This window comes from Nonomuraea sp. LP-02 (assembly GCF_036289125.1).
GTDB lineage: Bacteria > Actinomycetota > Actinomycetes > Streptosporangiales > Streptosporangiaceae > Nonomuraea > Nonomuraea bangladeshensis.
The window spans coordinates 7,114,078-7,134,353 of the sequence record NZ_JAXCLK010000001.1 but is presented as its reverse complement, the minus strand read 5'-3'; the positions used below and the strand labels follow the sequence as shown (position 1 = coordinate 7,134,353).

Genomic DNA, 20,276 nt, shown 5'->3' with positions numbered 1-20,276 from the left:
CATGGTGGGGCCCGGGGTCAGCCGGCCGGCCGGTGCTCGGCCGCCGTCGGCGGGGCGAGCGTGAGCACGGATGGCACGAGGTCGGGTTCGACCAGCCGCAGGAGGCCGTGGCAGATGCCCGCGAGCCCGGTCATGAGGCCCGGCGTCTCCACGGCGCCGGGTGAGCCGCACTTCCATCCGCGCCCGGCCGCTTCGCCGAGCAGGCCCGAGGCGAGGTCGAGGACCTGTTCTCGCAGTTCGGCGCGGTCGAGGACGGAGGCGGCGGTGCTGAGAAAGTCGAGATTGCCGAGGGAGCCATGGCAGAGGGAGTCGTCGCGCACCAGTTTCTGGCCCAGGGTGGTCCGCACCGCGATCTCCAGCTCGTCGCGTGCGGTCTCCTCGAACAGGTGCGCGCGCAGCGCCGTCGCCCGGGCGAGCCCCACTCCGGGGGCTCCGTGGCACCAGGCGGTCATGTACGGCAGCTCCCCACGCTGGGTCACGGCCTGCGGCTGCTGTTGTTCGCGCAGGTCGGGCCAGTTGCCGACGGCGGGCGAGAAGAGGCTGCGCTCGTAGGCCATGGCCTGCTCCGCCGCGCGGGCATAGGCCGCGACCCCGGTGATCGAGTAGAGGCGGATCAGGGCGTGGGCCACTCCGCCGGCGCCGTGCGAGAAGCCGGCCAGCGGGGTGCTGCCGAACCGGGGCGTGAACCAGGCGAGACCCCGCTCCATCGGCGTGGCATGCTTGAGCAGATGGTCGCCGCAGTCGAGGGCGTACCTCAGGACGTTCTCGTCCTTCGTCCGCTCGTACAGCCCGAGAAGCACGCAAAGGAGGCCAGCGGTTCCGCTGAGGATGTCATAGCGGGTGTCGGCGCCGATACCGCGGGCCAGGATCCCCGCCGTCTCCAGGGCCCGGTCGGTCAGCGATGGATCGTCCCACAGCGCCCCGAGATGGGTGAGCGTGTAGACCGCGCCGGGACCGCTGTGGAAGGCGCCGAGGTTCTCCTGCAGCGTCGAACCGTGACCGTGGTGGTCGTGGCCGGTTTCCCCGGTGAGGTGACGCAGGACGTGCTCCACCACGCGCCGCGCCAGCGCGGTATGGCCTGGTTCTCCGGTCACGGCTCCCAGGTATCCCAGGGCGAGGGCGATGCCCCACTGGCCGAAGTACAAGTCGTTCCCGGCGGGGCCGAGTGCCCAGGACCGCTGGTTGACGAGGTTGAGGCTGACCCAGTCCACCGCGTCCTGCGTCCTCAGGGAGAGTTCCGCCAGCCGGTCACCGACGGCAACGGCGGCGGAGAGCAGCTCCTGCCTGGTGGCGGGGCGCCCGGCCGGGCTCAGCCGCCTGTGCGGCGAGGTCGGCTCAGGTTCGGCGGACAGGGCCGTGAACGAGGCGCGGATGAACCAGACCTGGCGGGCCAGATCGTCCTCGCCCATCGCGCGGACGCGGTCGTGCACGGAGGCCATCACCGGGCGGTCCAGGAGATCGCGGAAGATGATGCCGTCCGAGTCCCAGACGTGCCTGGTGGAAGGGGACATGGTGAACAGGGGGATGTCGTCGCGCGTCAGGTCGCGGTGCTCGGCGGAGCACACCGCGGCACGAACGGAGTTGCGCTGTCTCGGGGTCCACAGGTGGTCGAAGAGCCGGTCGCGGTCCAGAGCGTCGCGCAGCACGTCCGGGTGGTAGCTCTCGACCAGGCTCAGGGCGTAGGTCGCCGTGGGTCGCAGGATGAGGCGGACCCTGTCGTTCTTGAACCGCTCGATCGGTCCTCCCGGCGCCAGGAGCTCCTCCCGCGCCGCGGCGAGGAGCCGGTAGGCCGCAGTGAACCCTTCGATGACCTCCTCCATGTGGGCGGCGGCGTCCACCTCCGCGCCGCGGAGTGTGGGCCGGTTCGCGCCGACGTCGATGATGGTCTGCCGGCCCCGCTCCAGGCGCATCTCGTCGGAACCCTGCCGCACCCAGTACGGCACGGCGTACGGGGTCCGCTGGCCCATGGGCCCGCCCAGCCCGCTGGTCTCGGTCCCGGCGTCCTCGTCGTCACCGGCGAAGTACTTGCGCCGAGGGAGGAGGCCGGTCTCCATGACCGATTCACCGATCGCCGTGTTCGCCGGCGCGGCCCCCTGGGTGCCGATCGTCCAGTGGTTGGGGTGGAAGAGCGTCTCCAGATCCACCAGAACCGGATGGGGCCCGGCGGCGATGATGTTCTCGAAGTGGACGTCCACCGCGTGCAGAACGTGGAGCAGGCACAGGAGCGTGCCCTGGCGCCGGTAGAAGTCCCGTACTTCGTCCGCCGACTCACAAGGCCGGCTCTCGACGAACTCCATCCACCCGTGGTCGCCCGCGTCCACCATGCTCAGCGTCCGGAGGCCGGGCACCTCATCGTGCCGGCCGACCCACTCCAGCAGGTGCTGGAAGTTGGCGTCCACGGACAGGGACCGGGGTTTGTAGACGAGCCGGAATCCGGAGTCGAAACGCAGCAGGCTGACGCTGCGCCCGCCTCCGTGCCGGTCGCCCAGCCCTGGCAGGACCTCGGTCAGAGCGGAGGTGCCCGCCGGCACCGGCATGCGCCGGCGGATGTCGGCCCAGTCCTGGACCAGGTCCGTCAGCAGGGACAGGCTGTGCCCGGCCCACTGGTCCACCCGCTCGGTGATGAGGCGGGCGAGCACCGGATACTCGGTCAGCAGGCGGCACGCGCGTTCGAGATCACCGAGGGATCGGGCGAACTCCTCGAAACGGGCTTGCGCGGTCTCGGCGGTGAGCGTCCCCTCCAGTCGGGCGACGTTCAGCTCGAGTACGGCGGTGCGCCCGACGAGCTGGTTCAGCTCCCTGTACAGCGGGATCTTCAGGCTCTTCTCGACGGATTCCGCGTCGATCCCGAGCGGGAACTCCGCGGCCAGGTTCGCAATCTCCCGCCGGAGGCGCGCGGCGCCCCGCTCCACAAGGGGGTGGACCAGCGCGAGGAAGCCTTCCGCCGGGCCGTCCCAGGAGGAGTGCGGAGCGTACGCCGCGTCCAGCTCCACCTGCCAGGCCGGTGCCCGTCCGATCCTGGCGGCCAGTTCCCGCGGGCTCTCCTCGAGGAGCCCGGGCAGGTCGTCGGCGGTCAGGCCGAGCGCGTCCAGGCGCTCGTCGAGCAACTCCCTGTCGTCATTGAAGGGCGGCTGGGCGCACCACTTCTTGTACGCGATCAGCGCGCGCTCGGACAGTCCGTCCGTGCCGGCCGAAGACCTCGCCGCGGGGGTCGCGCGGGCCCTCTCCCGGAGAGTCAGGGCGGACCACCAGCCGGTCTCCCCAGGAGAGGGCTCGGACCGGGCTTCCAGCTCCTGATGGCTCATGTTCGACCTGACCTTCCTTCGCCGCACATCGTCCGGTTCACCGGCGGGCGATGAACACTTGCCGGAACCGTAGGCCGGTGCGTTGGAATCCCCGTCATTGCCCGAATGGAATTTCGATGGAATCGGTCGTTAAGGCGGCGACAGGGCCGCGAATTCCATTCTTCGCGGACTCCCGATGCCGAGAGGTAGTACGTCAGCAGCGGCTTGGGTATGATCGAGATGTCGCTTTATGATTACATCTGTATTCCTCGGGTCACGATTTATCCTGGAGGTATGGCTAGGTGGACGAATTCAAATCCAATGCTATTGAGGTAGCGAACCTCGTCTGTCTGTACGGAGCTTTTCAAGCAGTTTCCGGTCTTTCTTTCCAGGTGCGGGCCGGCGAACTGTTCTCCCTGCTCGGCACCAACGGGGCGGGCAAGACCACGACCATCGAGACCCTCGAAGGGTTCATCCGGCCCGCCCGCGGAACCGTCTCGGTGCTCGGCGTCGATCCCTACGGCCGCCCCCCGCGCCTGCGCGCGCAGACCAACGCCGTACTCCAGCACAGCGGCACCTTCCCCGAACTCAAGGTCGGCGAGACCTTGAACCTGGCCCGCGGTCTGTGCGCCCGCCCGCGGGACCGGGACGAGGTGCTGAAGAAGGTCGGCCTGTCCCACCGCACGGACGTGCAGGTACGTGCCCTGTCCGGCGGCGAGAAACGGCGGCTGGACCTGGCGCTGGCCCTGGTGACCCGGCCCCGGGTGCTGTTCCTGGACGAGCCGACCACGGGCATGGACGCCGAGGGCAGGCAGCACGTGTGGCAGGTGCTCTCCGACGTCAGGAAGGAGGGCACGACCATCCTGCTCACCACCCACTACCTGGAGGAGGCCGAGCGGCTCTCCGACCGTCTGGCGATCATGCACGCCGGCCGGACCCGGGTCGAGGGGACCGTGGAAGAGGTCCTGTCCCAATGGGGCGACCACATCGAGTTCATCCTGCCCGAAGGCGTCGAGCCGGCCGCGCTCCCCCAGGTGAAGGGCACCTCATGGGAGGTCACCCGGTACCGGGGGGACACCAGGGTGGTCTACACGGTCCGTGGCGGCGGGGACGAGGGAGAGATCGCCGCACCGCGCCGGGAATGGGCCCACGTGGTGTGCGGGCAACTGATGAACTGGGCGGAGGAGAGGGACGCGCGTCTGCTGAACCTTCGTGTGCGCAGCGCGTCCCTGGAGGACGTGTTCCTGGAGATCGCGAACGAAGGGCAGAGCAGTGGCCGGTGAGCGCGTGTCCGCCGTCAAAGAGCGGGACGACCGTGAGCAGAAGTGGTGGAAGCAGGTCCTGCATCTGTCCAGGGCCGAGTTCACCCAGCTCAGGCGGGCCCGGATCACCCTGTTCTACTTAACCGGCCTGCCCGTCATCCTGTTCTTCATGTCCATCAGCTCCCAGGGTATTTACACGAATTCGGGTGCGCACGTGGACCCCGGGGCGGCGAGCCTGTTCACCATGATGCCCGTCCTCGCGGCGGCCATCGGACTCATGCACGTCTCCGCCGTCTTCACGGTCCGCCGTGAACAGCACATCCTCAAGCGCCTGCGCGTCGCCGGGGGCCGCGTCTCCACCATGATCACGGCCGTCTGCGCCCCCACGCTGGCGTTCGTCCTCGTGGTGACGGCCGCCCTGTGCACCTTCGGGATCGTGGCGGCCGGTCAGTTCCCGGCCGCACCGGTGCTGCTCCTGTGCGCGGTCGTCCTGTCGGCGGTGTCCATGTCCCTGTTCGGGATCTGGATCAGCCGCTTTGCGCGGACGGCCGAGACGGTTCAGGTGATCAGCCTCATTCCCCTGATCCTCCTGATCCTCGGGAGCGGAGCCTCGGTGCCGCTGGAGTACATGTCGGACCGGTGGTCCCAGCTGGTCTGGTTCAGCCCTCTCGCGCCTCTCGTGGACCTGTTCCGCTCCGCCTACTTCGGAGCCGACTTCTTCGGCGGCCGGATCACGGGGGTGGCCCCGCTGGAGCGCGCGGAACTCTGGACGTCCGCCCTGCCTGCCCTGGGCGTGTCCCTGGCCTGGGTGGGTGTCTTCATCTACCTGATCCGGTCCGTCCCCTGGACGGCACACCGGACGTGACGTCCAGGTCTGCCATCGGCAGTCCACCTTCGTGCCATTCCATGCCTATGACCCCTGCGTAAGGTCCGGAGGTGTCCACCCGGGCACCTGACGGAATGAGGCAGGACATGGCACCACGGACGAGGCCGGCGAGGGTGCGGACCGTACGGCAGGCCGGCATGGCGGAATGCGGTGCCGCCTGCCTGGCTATGGTCCTGACCGCGCACGGCAGGCACACGTCGCTCACCGAGTGCCGTGAGCTCCTGGGCGTCGGGCGGGACGGCTCGAACCTGCGGGCCATCGGCGTTGCCGCACGCGGACTGGGGATGCGCGTGCGGGGCCTGCGGGTGAAGGTGGAGCACCTCCGCGAGGTGGCGCTGCCCGCCGTCGGGCACTGGGGCGACGCCCATTACATGGTGATCGAGCAGGTGACCCGCGACCGGGTGCACGTGGTCGATCCGGGTGCCGGGCGCCGGCGCCTCACCTGGGAGGAAGCCGACCGCGGGCTGTCCGGCGTCGTCCTGGAGATGGTGCCGGGCCCCGGGTTCCGGACCCGCAGACCCCACGTGGGCGACCGGCTCCGGGTCATCCGCACCGCCTTGACCGGCGGCACTCTTTCCCTGGCCGTAGCCGTCCTGCTCACCCTCCTCCTGCACGGCGCGCTCGTCGGCGTGGTGCTGGCGGTGAGCGCCTTCGTCCGGCAGCGCGTGGCCAGTGCGGCGGATCCGGCCCTCGCGCTCCAGGCCGCGGCGTGGGCGATCGTCGCCCTGCTCTGCGCCCTCGCCCGCCGGCGCGGCCTGACCTTGATGACGCTGAGGATGCAGTCACGGCTGTCGGAGCGGCTGTTCGAGCACCTCCTGCACCTGCCCTTCCGCTACTTCGAAGCCAATTCCGCCGCGGAGCTCTCGGGTCGCGTGTCGGCTGGGGTGGCGCTGCGGCAGATCCTGGCGCACCCCTTGCCGGCCCTGGTCCTGGACGGCGCGATCGCCTCCTGCTACCTGGTGGCGCTCACCGTCGCCGCACCGGCCTTCGCCGCCCCCGTCCTGGTGGCGGTCTCGCTCGGCGCGGTCCTGCTGGCGTACGCCGCCCGGCCGGTCCGCGAGGCGTCACAGTGGGCGACGGCGGGACAGGCGGAAACCTACTCCGCCATTCTGCACGCCTTCCGGGGGATCGAGACCGTCAAGGGCATGGGGCGGGAGAGGGACCTGCTGAACGCGCTGACCGCCCCCGTGACCAGGCAGGAGTCGAGCGCCCGCCGCCATCTTCTCCTTGAGACGCATGTCGATGCCTGCGTGGGGTTCCTGCGGGCGGGCGGCCTCGCGGCCCTCGCCCTTGTCGTCCTGGAGGCGGTGATCGCTCCAGGAGGGAACCCGGAGACGGCGGTCCTGTTCGGGGCCGCGGCCCTGTTCTCGCTGGAGACGGCCGCGCGGATCGCCGCCCAGGCGCGCAAGCTTCCCGTGGCCTCTCACTACCTCGGCCAGGCCGAGGCCGTGCTCCGTGAACCCACCGAGCGGCCGTCCGGGTCGCTCGCGGCGGTCACTCCCGTAGCGGGGGGCGCGCAGCTGCAAGGGGTCTCCTTCCGCTACTCGGACAACAGCGACTGGAGCCTGCGCGACGTCGACCTCCGTCTCCGCCCGGGGAGCAAGATCGGCCTCGTCGGCGCCACGGGCTCGGGAAAGAGCACCCTCGCCAAATTGATCCTCGGCCTGCACGCGCCGACGGTGGGCAGCGTCCTCATCGACGGCCATCGCCTGGACTCCGTCGACCCGGCCGTGTTCCGCGGCGGGTTCGGCTTCGTCCCGCAGGAGCCGAGGCTCTTCACCGGCACCGTGCGCAGCAACATCGCCATGGGGCGTCCCGGTGTCCCTCAGGACGAGATCGAGCGCGCCGCCCGCCGCGCCCAGCTCCACGACGAGATCGCCGCCATGCCCCTCGGATACGACACCCCGCTGTCGGAGGAGGGCGCGTGGTTCTCCGGCGGCCAGCTGCAGCGGCTGACGATCGCCCGGGCGCTGCTGGGCGAGCCGCCCCTGGTCGTCCTCGACGAGGCCACCAGCCATCTCGACACCATGACCGAGGCGCGGCTGGACCGGGCACTCGCGGAGATGCAGTGCACCCGCGTGGTCATCGCCCACCGCATGAGCGCGGTGCGGGACGCGGACCTCATCGTCGTCCTCGACCGAGGCCGTGTCGTCGAGCACGGGACCCATGAGGAACTGATGGCGCTCGGCGGAACCTACCGCGCGCTCACGGGGGCGGCTCCGATGACCACCACCACGATCTGACGCAAATCCCTTTCGCAACACCGAGCGGAGAAAAGCCTGTGACTGACTTCGTGTTCGACGCGACCCACCCCCAGTGGTTCCTGGCTCACTCCCTGGCCGACAGGCTGAGGGCGGAAGAAGGCCCTCAGGAGACGGACCTGTCGATCGGCAGGGCCCGCCTGGACCTCTGGCGCCAGGAGAGGCTGAGTTTCCTGCGCGACGAGGGACACCTCGCCGACTACATCGAGCGCAAGGGCACCGACAGGGCGGGCCTGGTGGCCGTCCTGGGTGAGACGGCGGAGGGCGTGCGCCGGCGACTGCCCACCGTCCCCGGCTACGTGGAGTACCTCCGGGACGCCCTGGAGCGACCGGTCGATCCGGAGCAGAAGGACAACGCGGGCCTTCGATTCAGTTCGGTGCTCAGGCCGCTGTTCCACAAGGCCGCCGCGGAGCTGCGCGCCGCGATCACGGCACTGGACCCGGCGGACTCCGGGATCGACACCGGCCCGCTGGCCGACCGCCTGGCGGAACCGCCGCTGGAAACCCTGGACATGCTGGCCGGCCGCGCGGTGGCGCTGGAGATCAACATCGCCCGCCTCGAGGGCCGCCTGAAGCGCGACACTCCCCACGAGCGCTATCACGAGTTCATGGAATCCCTGTCGGCCCCCCGGAACCTGGCCGCCTTCCTAGCGGACTACCCGGTCCTCGCCGATGACGTCGTCTTCCTGCTCCGCAACTGGACCCGGGCCAGGCTGGAGCTGGCCGAACGCCTGATAAGCGATCTCCCCGCGCTGCGGGAGAAGCTCGGCTCCGCCGAAGAGACGGGCCAGCCGGCCGAGATCAGCCTCGGTGCGGGCGATCTGCACGCGGGAGGCCGCTCGGTCGCCCGGCTGACCTTCGAAGGGGGGCAGCACGTCGTGTACAAGCCCCGGTCGCTGGGCACGGAACGGCATTTCCAGGACGTCCTGCGCTGGTTCAACGACCGGGGGTTGGAGCCGGCCCTGCGCACGCTGTGGGTGCTGGACAGAGGCGAGTACGGCTGGGTGGAGTTCGTCCCCACGCAAAAGTGCGCGGACGACGCCGCGCTCGGCCGCTTCTACACCAGGCTGGGAGCCTTCCTGCTGGTCCTGCACACGCTCGGGGCCTCGGACATGCACTTCGAGAACATCATCGCGTCGGGGGAGCACCCGGTGATGGTCGATCTGGAAGCGCTCTTCCACGTGCTGGTCAAGGACGCCCCCCTGGATCTCGGAGGCCGTTCCCAGGGCGCGGCCGAGCTCATGCAGTCCTCCGTGCTCGGTGTCGGCCTGCTGCCCTCTCCGAGCTTCAGGGTGGAGGACGACGAGATCGTGTGGAACGACTTCGGCGGGGTCACCGACATCGCGACCCAGCTGACGTCGAGAAAGGTGATGGGCTGGGATCGCGGCGGCACCGACGAGATCAGCCTGACCAGGGTCCGGATCCCGCAGGGCGAGGCCCAGAACATGCCGCAGGTGGGCGACAAGAAGGCCAACGCGTACGAGTACCGCGATGACATCCTGACCGGCTACCGGACCGCGTACCGGATCCTCCAGGACCACCGCGCCGACTTCCTGCGCCAGGACGGGCCGCTGGCCGCCTTCGCCGACGACGAGATCCGGATGATCCTGCGGCCGACCCAGCTCTACTACACGCTGCTGACCGAGAGCTGGCACCCGGACTACCAGCAGGACGCCCTGGACAGGGACAACTTCCTCGACGCGCTGTGGTCCGGATACCCGGACCTGCCCCAGCGAGACGCGGTGATCGCCTCGGAAGTGACGCAGATCAGAGCGGGCGACATCCCCATCTTCCACTCCAGGCCGGGCACGCGGGACCTGTACGCCCACGGACGCCTGCTCGTCGCCGGCATGTTCGACCGCAGCGGCCTCGACCGTTCCCGCGAGCGGATCGAGGGCATGTCCCACGCCCACCGCGAGCAGCAGAGCTGGTTCATCGACGCGGCACTCGCCGCGCACGCCATGAGCGGATCCCACGGCTCCTCGGCCGGGCAGGACCACGCCCACGCCCTTCCCCCCGCCACCGGGCCCGCCGCCGGGGACGTGCTGCTGGCCGAGGCCGCCGGCGTCGGCGACCGCCTCGTGAGCACCGCGATCCAGCAGGGCGAGCGCATCGCGTGGCTGGGGCTGAACCTGGTCGATGAGCAGGTGTGGCAGGTGAACCCGGCCCAGATCGGCCTCTTCGACGGCTTGAGCGGGATCGCCCTCTTCCTCGGGTACCTCGGGCACGTCACCGGTGACGACGGTTACCGCGACGTGGCGGCGAAGGCGGCGGCGATGATCGTCGACGAGCTCGACGACCTCGGCAAGTCCGCCGACATGCACGTGACCATGAGCGGCATCGGCGCCTACGGCGCTCTCGGCGGATCGGTCTACGCTCTCAGCCACCTGGGGCACCTGTGGAACGACGGCCTCCTGCTGGAGCGGGCCGCCTCCGTCGTCCCGTACCTGGCCGAGCGCGTGGATGACGACCTGGCGCTGGATGTCATCGGCGGGTGCGCGGGCGGGATCCTGGCCCTGCTCTCCCTGCACGCGGTCGCGCCCGGTTCCGGGGCGCTGGCCATCGCCGAGAAGATGGGGCGCCGGCTGGCGGAGCGCGCCGTGGAATGCGGGGGCGGCACTGGATGGGTGAGCTCCGTCAGCGCGGAGCCGCTGGCCGGGTTCTCCCACGGAGCCTCGGGCATCGCGGTGGCCCTGGCCCGGCTCGATCGGGCCAGGGGGACCGACGAGTACCGTTCCCTGGTGCTGTCGGCTCTCCGGTTCGAGTCGGGGCTTTTCGACGACGGCGCCGGCAACTGGGCGGACCTGCGTGACGACACCGCCCAGGGCGACTTCATGGTGGCTTGGTGCCACGGGGCCACCGGGGTGGGCCTGGCCCGCGAGGACCTGCGCGGCTACTGCGCCGACGAGATCCTGCGGGAGGACATCGAGCGCGCGGCCCGCGCCGTCGAGGCGACCTGGAACGGCGTGGGAACCGGCCGCGGCGTCGGCAACCACAGCATCTGCCACGGCGACCTGGGGAACCTGGAACTCCTGTTCCGGGCGGCCAGGACGGAACAGGAGCGGGAACACGTGCGGGCCCTCATGGCCGAGGTGCTCGTCGCCAAGGAGCACCTGGGCTGGCGGTGCGGGGTGCCTCTGGGCGTGGAGACCCCCGGGCTGATGCCAGGGCTCGCCGGGATCGGCCATGCGCTCGTCAGGTCCGCCGCCCCCGACCTCGTGCCCTCGGTCCTCCTCCTGGAGCCTCCGCGGACCTCCAGGTGACCCCACGGGGGAAGTAGCCGGCGGTGAAGAACCGCTCCGGGCCGGTCCCGTCGCCGACAGGGCCGACCCGGCTCCCTTGGGTTTCCGGCAAATTCGTCCGGCCGCAAGCCATGAGCGCCCCGGCGTCCGGCGGGTACGTCGACGAGCACCATGGACGTCACGCATGCTCGGTTGGGCCGTGTTTCATAAGATCACGGCGTGATGGGGGGCCGGCGTAGCGGTGGCGAGGCGGCACGACCTCACTGACGCGCAGTGGGCGGCGCTGGAGCCGCACCTTCCTGCGCGGTCGGGCAGAGGCAACAGGTCCTGGCCCTGCTCCACCAAGACCCCAGCCGCCCCTGACCAGCCCGGGACATCGCCCGCCACCTCCGCGATGTCACCCTCGACACCATGTACCGGCAACTGTCTCGCTGGGCCGGCAGCCAACTCATCCGCAAGATCGGGCCGGGTATCTGCACCGCCCGGCCGACCTCTTCAGCACTCTTGCCAACAGCCCAAAGCCTTGACTACCTGGCCTTGGGCGAGCCCCCATCCGCTGCTACCGGAATCGTCTGCCGTTCCGTCCCGACCGTCGGCTGGCAACCGGTGCGGTGATGGTCACGGGGATGCCTGAGGGAGCCTGGGCGCCCGTGATACGCCTCAGCTCGGCCTCGCCCGAACGGACCTCGCTGGTCTGCGGGACGATACCGGCGTCGGCCATCAAGCGGGTCATGTCACGGCGCTGATTGGGCAGCACCAGGGTGACGACGCTGCCGGACTCGCCGGCGCGGGCGGTGCGGCCGCCGCGGTGCAGGTAGTCCTTGTGGTCGCTCGGCGGGTCGACGTTGACGACGAGGTCCAGGTTGTCGACGTGGATGCCGCGGGCCGCGACGTTGGTCGCCACCAGCGCCGTGACATGGCCGCTCTTGAACTGGGCGAGGGTGCGGGTGCGCTGGGGCTGGGACTTGCCTCCGTGCAGCGCGGCGGCGCGCACTCCGCTGTTCAGCAGCTGTTCGGTGAGCCGGTCCACAGCGTGCTTGGTGTCCAGGAACATGATCACCCGACCGTCGCGAGCAGCGATCTCCACAGTGGTGGCCTGCTTGTCGGCACCCTGGATGTGCAGCACGTGGTGCTCCATCGTGGTGACCGCGCCCGCCGAGGGGTCGACCGAATGGACCACCGGGTCGCTCAGATAGCGGCGGACCAGCAGATCGACGTTGCGGTCCAAAGTGGCGGAGAACAGCATCCGCTGGCCATCTGGGCGCACCTGGTCGAGCAGGTGGGTGATCTGCGGCATGAAGCCCATGTCGGCCATCTGGTCGGCCTCATCCAGCACGGTGATGCCGACCTGGTCCAGGCGGCAGTCGCCGCGCTCGATGAGATCCCTGAGCCGTCCCGGGGTCGCGATGACGACCTCGGCAGCGTTGCGCAGCGCATGGGCCTGACGGCTGATCGACATGCCGCCGACGACCGTGGCCAGCCGCAGCTTCAGTGCTTGGGCGTACGGCGTGAGCGCATCGGTGACCTGCTGGGCCAGTTCCCTGGTGGGGACGAGGATCAGGGCAAGCGGTCGCCGCGATTGTGCCCGCTGTCCGGAGGTGCGGACGAGCAGGGCCAGGCCGAAGGCGAGTGTCTTGCCCGACCCGGTGCGCCCCCGCCCCATGACGTCCCGGCCGGCCAGGGAGTTCGGCAGCGTGGCCGCCTGGATCGGGAACGGTTCGTTCAAGCCCAGGCCGGTGAGCACCTTCAGCAGTGCGGGCGGCATGCTCAGCTCCGCGAACGTCGCGGCTGCCGGCAGGGCCGGGGTTACGGTGACCGGCAGCGCGAACTCTCTCTGGAGCGCGGCGGGACGCCGCCCGTTGCCGGACCGGCTGGAGGCGCCTGAACGGCCCTGAGCCGGAGAGCTGAATCGGCCGCCCCTGCTTCGGGCGGAGCCGCCCGTACGGGGCGAAGAGTTGCGATCGTGCGCGCGAGTTGCGTGGTTCATGCAGAACCTTCCTCGATGCGGCACGTGTCAGGCGATCCTCGGCGCGATGAGCGACACAAGAACGGCTGGCACGAGCCGAAGAAAGACGAGTCGAACCGGCGGAAACAGCCTGGGCTCGTACGTCGAAATGGTCGGCTTTCGCCGGGAAGAACGCGGCTGTGATGCCGCGCCGTAGAACTGGAGCGGGCCTATGCCCGAACCGGAGCCATCGGTGGTGCATCCGGTGTGCGGCGGAAGAACAGACACGCTGTGCTTCTCGGGTTGTGAGGTCATCACGGCACGATGGATGCCACAAAAGCAACGCGCCGGGGACCGCGCCCTGCGGCGCGGGCCCCGGCTACGTGGTGCGCAGTCTCAGGCGGGAACGATGTTCTCGGCCTGCGGGCCCTTCTGGCCCTGCGTGACGTCGAAGGCCACCTTCTGGCCCTCGCGCAGCTCGCGGTAGCCGCCGTTGGCGACGATGTTGGAGTAGTGCGCAAAGACGTCGGCGCCGCCGCCGTCCTGCTCGATGAAGCCGAAGCCCTTTTCCGCGTTGAACCACTTCACGGTGCCAGAAGCCATGTTGATCTCCTTCGATGGGTGCAAAGCCGAAATCCGCATCGAACGGATTCCGCGTCGCCGCGATAGGACCACACACCCGGAGATGACCGGAGAACAAAAAATGCACCTGAGGCTACATACCGTCAGGTGCACACAAGTCTTTATGGGTACCACAACTGCAACTGACCCCAACCTAGCACATGTGCCGTCGTGCTGCGCATCCCCCCGCCAACGCCGACATCATCCGCGCGCCATTGCTGCCTTGACCTGCAAATCCCAGGTTCAACTGCGCTGTTGCCCGCACCGCGCCACCCCGATCGGCCAGGCAATCTCCTCGTCCTGCAGCTCATCAAAGAGGCCGCCATTCAGGCTGAGAAAGGCTTACGGTTCCGGGCCCCGCAGGTGTCCCGGCCGGCGCGGCCTTCCTGACGACCGAACAGACCAGCAGGTCGGCGAGGTACTCGGCAGCAGCGGGCCGCTCGCCGGTCGAGGATCGGCTAAGCGCGTAGCGCCTGCACCTGCGTTACCGGGCGGCACCGGCCAGGACGGACGAACCTTCCAGCCGGCGCCGGTGGCTGAGCGGCACCCGCCGGGCGGCACCGGTGGGCCGCCGATACCCGGCTGACACCGGTCACGAATCGAGAAGCGCCGGGCCCGGAACCCCTCGTAGCGTGGGCTTCATGAGCACGACCTCTGAAGCACAAGGGAGCCAAGGCATGAAAGCGCACGTCAGCTCGATTCTCCTCGCTGTCCGTGACATGGACAGGGCCAAGCGGTTCTACACCGAAGGGCTCGGCTGGAAGATCAAGAACGACTTCGGCGTCTCGGTGTTCTTCGAGTCGGACGGAGCCTCACCCGTCGGCTTCTACGGCCGTGACGGCCTGGCCGACATGGTAGGAACGAGCCGGGACGGCAGCGGCTTCGGCGGGCTTGTCCTCACCTACGTCGTCCGGAGCGAGGCGCGGGTCGACGAGATCATGGCAGAGGCCGAGAAGGCCGGTGCCACGATCCTCAAGCCTGCCGGCGCGCTGCCGTGGGGCGGGTACGGCGGCACCTTCGCCGACCCGGACGGCTACATCTGGAGCCTCGGTCACAGCGCCCAGGGACAGGACCAGCCGTACGCCGAGTGACTCCGGCGGCGGCCCCAGCGGGCCTGGAGCCCCTTGCGGCGGGGGATCGACCAGTGGCAGCATGCGCCGGTGCATCCATTGAGGCTGATCGAGCCGACCCCGGGAGAGTACTCACTGTTGCTGGAGGCGGGAACCACGCGGGTCGACGACGTGATCGAAGATCTCGGCCATGAGCCGAACGGATACTTCTGGGAGGGCGTCGCGAAGGTGCTCGTCGGCACCGAGGCTCCCGCCCTGGAAGGCCGATTCTCGTACGATCCCGAAGGCGACATGTTCTGCGCGTACGGAAAGGACCGCGGCGCGCTGGAGGAACTCGGCATCCTGATGGCGACCATCGCGACGGATGCCGACCGCGTGCGGCGGCTCGTGGCGGCCGCCGAGGCGAACGGTTTCGAGCTCGACGACTGACTCGCCTGCCGCTGAAAGCCGCTGAAAGGCAGGCGCTCTGAGCTGCGGAAAACTGAGGCCGGCTCGCCGCGAAGCCGAGCCGGCCCGTTTCGGATCCGTCCGGTCCCGGCGTTGAGACGTCAGGACGTACGGGCGGGACCTGTGTCACGCCTTAGCGCTGCAGGGTCGGCAGGCCCGGGCGGTAGGGCAGGAGACCGTAGTCGCCGCCGGAGCTGGGGCTGCGGCCCTGGTAGAGGAGCTGCAGGTTGCAGGGGTCGACAGTCTTGGTCTGGTCGGGGTTGTTGCGGACCAGGTCACCGTGGCTGATGTCGTTGATCCAGGTGGCGCCGCTGTTGGCCTTGCCGGCGAACGGGTTGCTCTCGGTCGCGGCGTTCGGCGTCCACGAGCCGTCCAGGCGCAGCGACTTGCCTGTCTTACCGCTTGTCGCCGTCTGGCCCGCGACTACGAACGAGACCCGAAGGTCTCCGAGGCCGTCATCCGCTGGGTCGCACGACAGATCATCATGCCGCGGCGGCGTAGACCTCACGCCCCAAGACTCAAGGCCCGTGATCACCACGGAGGATTTTCGGCACCCACAGGCTGGGCGGATGCCGTGGTTACGAGGCCGGTGCGCAGGCCCGGCGTACGGCGGGCAGATGGGTGGTCAGGGTCTGCGCGTAGGCGATGAGCACGGCCGGAATCTCGTCGCCGATCTTCATCCAGGCGATTCCCTGGGCTTCAGTCTGTGCGGCTTGCTGTTCCTGACCGGCGCCATCCATCTCGATGGCGGCCTCCATCAGCAGGTGGCTGTGGATCGAGGCGGCCAACGCTAGGTCTACCGCGTGAGTGGCCTGAAGGATCGCCGTCGCGCTGGGTTCGGGCACGCTCGCGGTGGCCATCGCCTGGGCCGTGAAACACCAGGACGGAAGGAGCGGTGTGTTGTGGCTCAGCCAGGCCTCACCCCACATACGGCGCCGCCGTGCCTCTGGCCAGTCACCGTCGTGCAGGACCACCTCACCGTTGTCGAGATGGCGAGGCTCCAGCCCCAGCCGCTGGGCGAACTCCTGCCCGCCCACAGCAGGAATCCCGGGGTGCCTGTCCATGTCCATGAACAGGGCCAGTTCGGCCAGCTGGCGCTCTGATTCGGGCACCACGGCGATGCCGTCCAGCGCACCGGCAGGTATCTCCTGGCGCGGGCTCACAGCCGCGACTCTGGCCAGCGTCAATGGGGTGCCAGTCAGGGTGGTCATCACGGCGCAGGCTGCGACATCGGACCACCAGGCGGCGAACTCCAGCATCGTCCTTGCCAGTTGCTGCTCGACCTCTTCGGTCAGCAACCGGCGGACTCCGCACAGCGACAGACTCGGATCCAGGGCAATCATGACGGGATCGCGCCGGCGCTCCAGTCGCTCGAACTCTTCGGCCAGATCCCTGTCCGTCCGCAGGGCCTGGGCGTGCTGGGCGGCCACTGCGTCGGTGGCCTGGCCGATACGGCTCAGCACCTCGTCGATGACCGCCGGGCTCAGAACGTGATCGGGCGGGGCACAGATGACGGCGGTGTCGGTGTAGGGGTCCACGACTGCCTCCTAGGTGGCGTCCATGATGACACCGGCCCGTCTCGAGCGCACAGCAATCACCGCGATCGCCACCGGCGGCGCTTACTCGCGAGGTCGGGGCTACGGTGGGACATCACGACGTCCGCCCTGGATTCCTTGCCCGACATGCCGGCAAACCGACCGTCACATCACCCGATCATCCGTCTGATCAACTTGAGCCTCAGCCCAGCGGACTACCCCTCAGTCGTAAGCTCGAGCGCCGACAGCAACAATTGGTTGTCGGTCGGAGATAGCGCGGTGGCGTTGATCTGGCAGTGGCTCGGGGACGTCAGTTGGCAAATCGAATGTGAATTAGGAACGGTCAAAGGATACTATCCGCCCCGCGGTTGCTCGTTGGATGCTCATCAGCACCTGATACGACATGGCATCGGGCGGCATTCTTGGATATTTTCGATAGCGGCGCGGGCCAGCATCGTATCTGTCGACTTTTAGTTCGTAGGTTCCGGGGTCAGCGGTACGTCGATGTGATCGGCCCGACCACCTGAGCACAAGCAGCCAACCGCCGCTCCCCCACGACCCGGCAGATCCTGCCGGCCTCGCCTCGATCACCAGCGGTTACATGAACCTCGATGTAGTCGGCCACGCCTCGCGCGGCGCGCCGCGCGGGGCATCGCCGTAGCGCCACCGCGCCGTACCTGCCGAACTCGCCGACCGAGCGCCGCGCCGCCGCATAAGGCAGCGTCACCGCCGGTCCGCGCAGAGGAACTCACGCCAGAACCCGGGACACCATCCACCGTCTCAGCTGGAAATCAATGGCGACGGATTTGTGGCCGCGCCATGATGTCCCGATGCACAAGGCGACCGCTTACCACGACGCACTCGGCGATCACTTCGCCAAACATGCAGAGACGAGCCCCTACAACGCCTACACCGACAGACCCGCAATGCTTGAACTCGCGGGCGATGTTGCCGGGGCCAGAATCCTGGATGTCGGCTGTGGGGCAGGCCACTATGCGGCTGAACTCTCGGCCCGCGGTGCTCAGGTGGTCGGAATCGAGGGCAGCGCCACATTGTTGCGCCACGCACGAGCACGCGTGAACGGCCAGGCAGAACTGCTTCTCCATGATCTCGAAGAGCCGCTTGATTTCGCCGCTGACACATCGTTCGACGGGGTGGTCTGCGCCCTCGTGTACGAGCACGTCAGGAACCGTGCGCAACTGCTGGGTGAACTGCGCCGCGTCCTGCTACCAGGTGGATGGCTCCTGGTATCGACCACCCATCCCACAGCCGACTGGCGTCACTTCGGAGGTTCGTACTTCAGCCACGACTGGAGAGACCTGCCCCTGGGAGACACCAAGCTCTCGATCCACTACCAGCGCCTGCCATTGGAGACCTTCCTGGGCAAGAGCTACTGGCCGCAGGGTTCGTGCTGGAGCAGCTGATCGAACCGCGCCCCACGGACGGCCTACGGGAGATCGACGAAGCCGCCTACAACAAGCTTCACCAAGCCCCATCCTTCCTCGCGGTAAAGCTGAAGTGTCCTTGATCCCAATCTGAAAACTCCATCGCACCTCACAGGAACAAAGACCCCGGCGGGGCACTTCGGCTCTGGGGCATCGCAATGACCGAGTGCTCTGGCCGGGGTTGCCACGCCGCCGCACAGACGCAGCCCTTACGATCGCCACGGCGTGCCGGCCACCGTAGGTGCTTGAGGGCGATCGACGATCCAGAGTTCGTTCCTCACCCTGGCTGCAGGGTGACGAACTATGGGCAGGAGGCGCTACGTCGCCAGAGGCGTTCCCGGCGGCTATCGGATCTGGGACAACAAGACGCGTCGCTGGTGGGGCGACCTCTACGAGTTATGTCCTGACGATCTACTGGACGAGCTGAACGGCGCGCGTGACTACGACAGCATTACAGCGCTCCTCAAGCGGTACAGAGCGATGAGACGATAGGCACGGGTTTCTGGGACGCCGCCGCCGATGACCTGTCCAAGTGCGTTCAGGATGGACCGCGCGGGCCCTCAGACCTCCATTGAACTGTCTGGAACCGTGATCGGCCGAGCCTTGATCCGTAGGTTCCGGGTTCGAGCCCTGGGCGCCCTACCAGCTTCCCACCTAGGAAAACTCCGTCACGGAGATCGCCTGCGGGCGACGCGTGACAGCACAAGATGACAGCGCGGAGCTTCTGCGGAACCTTGCGAGGATACGCGGAAGCGGGCGGAACCAGCGGTTCTTCTGGTCGCAGTCGACCCGTACGGCCTTCCGATCCGCCGGCAGGATCTCCGGCTCCTGGCCGTCGCGCGGGAGCACGAACTCCGCCGGCTGCACATCCGGCAGAAGAACAGCCGCCCCCACCGCTCGCTAGCCCACCGCGCCACCCCCGGCGTACGTCACGACCGCATCGACCAAGCCGGGGTCGTCACCCTCCGCCTGGCCGGACGCCTGCACCACATCGGCATCGGCCGAACCTACACCCGAACCTGCGTCAGGCTCCTCATCGAAGACCTCGACGTCCGCATGATCAACGCCGTCACCGGCGCACTCCTCCGCGAGCTGGCCATCGACCCCACCCCCGGAGGCAGCGATGGCATACGGTCATGCGCGAAGTGCCGCATCGGCGGCGCGGACCTCATGCAGCAGTGGCCGGCCCGCGACGAAGCGACCGACCTCGTCGACCACCAGCCGACCGACGCGTCGCCGCTCGAGTCCGATACTGCCGGCGATGTGCGGGGTGAGCACCACGTTGGGCAGCGAATAGAGGGGCGAGCTCGGCTCGGGTGGCTCGGGATGGGTCACGTCGAGGATCGCGAACACATCCTGGCGCCGGCGGAGGACCCGGATCAGCGCGGGCTCGTCGAGCACCGCACCGCGTGCGGTGTTGATGATCGTGGCACCCTCGCGCATCGAGGCGAGCAGCTCCTCGGTGATCAGTCCCCAGGTCTCTGGCAGAGACGGCGTGTGCACAGAAATCACGTCGGCGCGGCGAAACAGCTCCTCGATTCCCACGAGCTCGACACCGAGAACGGCCGCGCTCGCGGCATCTATGTACGGGTCGACGGCAAGCACTTGAACGTCGAGTGTGGACAGTCGTTGGGCCACCAGGCGGCCGATCAGGCCGAGTGACAGTATGCCGACCGTCGAGCCGAACGCGCCTGGCGCCGCCGGCTCGGACGGGAACCGGGCGAGCCGGCGTACCGCGCGTTCGGAGCGGTGGGCGTGCTTGAGCGCCAGCGTCACCTGCGCGAACGTGAACTCGGCGACTGGGACCGCATTGGCGGCGGCGGCCGACACGATCCGGATGCCGGCCGTCCAGAACTCGTCGGTGACGATCGGCCGCACCGATCCACCGCCGTAGAAGACCGCACGGAGCCTGGTCGCGTGGGAAAGCAGAGTGCGGTCGAGGCGGGGGCCGCCCCAACCGGTGATGAGCAGCTCGACGTCGGCCAGTAGCGCCGGTCGCCTGCTGAGCTGCTCGGCCGTCGCGTCCGGGCCGGCCCAGCGGACCAGGCGGTCCAGGCGGGCGCGTTCATCCGGTCCGTATACGTGATCGGCCAGGTCGCACGGCATGACCAGCAGGGCCGACGGACGGTGCGTCGCGTCGGTGACCACCGGTGATGAGGCTCCGGATGGTGGGAACAACGCACAGCTCCTTCGTGATCGGGCTGAGTGGGCAAGGCCTTGCCGTGCCGGCGATGGGGTTGGTGGGCCGCCCATACGGCCGCCCGTACAGCCGCCCATG

The 20,276-nt window shown here is 68.9% G+C and carries 14 protein-coding genes; 7 read left to right on the top strand and 7 right to left on the bottom strand.

What is annotated here, in order from left to right:
- Nucleotides 1-17: 17 nt before the first annotated feature.
- On the bottom strand, nt 18-3,305 hold the full coding sequence (locus tag SMD20_RS33510) for a type 2 lanthipeptide synthetase LanM family protein (protein WP_329589016.1): 3,288 nt from the start codon (nt 3,303-3,305) through the stop codon (nt 18-20).
- Between the two features lie 281 nt (nt 3,306-3,586).
- On the opposite strand from SMD20_RS33510, the gene SMD20_RS33505 reads away from it, so the two are divergent.
- The 4 genes from SMD20_RS33505 to SMD20_RS33490 all read left to right on the top strand — a co-directional run bounded on the left by SMD20_RS33505 (nt 3,587) and on the right by SMD20_RS33490 (nt 10,956).
- A complete protein-coding gene (locus SMD20_RS33505; protein ID WP_329589014.1) occupies nt 3,587-4,567 on the top strand; it encodes an ABC transporter ATP-binding protein in 981 nt (326 codons plus the stop codon).
- Between the two features lie 4 nt (nt 4,568-4,571).
- A complete protein-coding gene (locus SMD20_RS33500) occupies nt 4,572-5,411 on the top strand; it encodes an ABC transporter permease (RefSeq protein ID WP_329589012.1) in 840 nt (279 codons plus the stop codon).
- Between the two features lie 107 nt (nt 5,412-5,518).
- Nucleotides 5,519-7,675 (top strand): peptidase domain-containing ABC transporter, encoded by a 2,157-nt coding sequence (locus SMD20_RS33495; protein WP_329589010.1) that lies wholly within the window; start codon nt 5,519-5,521, stop codon nt 7,673-7,675.
- 38 nt (nt 7,676-7,713) lie between these two features.
- Nucleotides 7,714-10,956, top strand: a complete 3,243-nt coding sequence (locus SMD20_RS33490) for a type 2 lanthipeptide synthetase LanM family protein (RefSeq protein ID WP_329589009.1) — start codon at nt 7,714-7,716, stop codon at nt 10,954-10,956.
- 538 nt (nt 10,957-11,494) lie between these two features.
- Here the strand turns inward: SMD20_RS33490 and SMD20_RS33485 are convergent.
- A complete protein-coding gene (locus SMD20_RS33485) occupies nt 11,495-12,922 on the bottom strand; it encodes a DEAD/DEAH box helicase (RefSeq protein ID WP_329589007.1) in 1,428 nt (475 codons plus the stop codon).
- Between the two features lie 354 nt (nt 12,923-13,276).
- Nucleotides 13,277-13,483 (bottom strand): cold-shock protein, encoded by a 207-nt coding sequence (locus SMD20_RS33480; protein ID WP_020545593.1) that lies wholly within the window; start codon nt 13,481-13,483, stop codon nt 13,277-13,279.
- Between the two features lie 695 nt (nt 13,484-14,178).
- Between SMD20_RS33480 and SMD20_RS33475 the strand changes: the two genes are divergently transcribed.
- Nucleotides 14,179-14,592, top strand: a complete 414-nt coding sequence (locus SMD20_RS33475) for a VOC family protein (protein ID WP_329589002.1) — start codon at nt 14,179-14,181, stop codon at nt 14,590-14,592.
- Nucleotides 14,593-14,625: 33 nt separating this feature from the next.
- Entirely contained in the window at nt 14,626-15,000 is a 375-nt protein-coding gene (locus SMD20_RS33470) for an Imm51 family immunity protein (protein WP_329589000.1), read from the top strand.
- 151 nt (nt 15,001-15,151) lie between these two features.
- Here the strand turns inward: SMD20_RS33470 and SMD20_RS33465 are convergent, their stop codons facing one another.
- The 3 genes from SMD20_RS33465 to cutA form a co-directional block, all read right to left on the bottom strand.
- On the bottom strand, nt 15,152-15,526 hold the full coding sequence (locus SMD20_RS33465) for a non-reducing end alpha-L-arabinofuranosidase family hydrolase (protein WP_329588998.1): 375 nt from the start codon (nt 15,524-15,526) through the stop codon (nt 15,152-15,154).
- A gap of 70 nt (nt 15,527-15,596) precedes the next feature.
- Nucleotides 15,597-16,556, bottom strand: coding sequence for a hypothetical protein (locus SMD20_RS33460; RefSeq protein WP_329588996.1), 960 nt, complete (start codon nt 16,554-16,556; stop codon nt 15,597-15,599).
- Between the two features lie 487 nt (nt 16,557-17,043).
- A complete protein-coding gene (gene cutA, locus SMD20_RS33455) occupies nt 17,044-17,178 on the bottom strand; it encodes a divalent cation tolerance protein CutA (protein WP_329592755.1) in 135 nt (44 codons plus the stop codon).
- Between the two features lie 205 nt (nt 17,179-17,383).
- On the opposite strand from cutA, the gene SMD20_RS33450 reads away from it, so the two are divergent.
- A complete protein-coding gene (locus SMD20_RS33450) occupies nt 17,384-17,977 on the top strand; it encodes a class I SAM-dependent methyltransferase (RefSeq protein WP_329588993.1) in 594 nt (197 codons plus the stop codon).
- Nucleotides 17,978-19,132: 1,155 nt separating this feature from the next.
- Here SMD20_RS33450 and SMD20_RS33445 read toward each other — a convergent pair.
- Complete coding sequence (locus SMD20_RS33445) at nt 19,133-20,146, bottom strand: hydroxyacid dehydrogenase (protein ID WP_329588991.1); 1,014 nt, start codon at nt 20,144-20,146, stop codon at nt 19,133-19,135.
- Nucleotides 20,147-20,276: the final 130 nt, after the last annotated feature.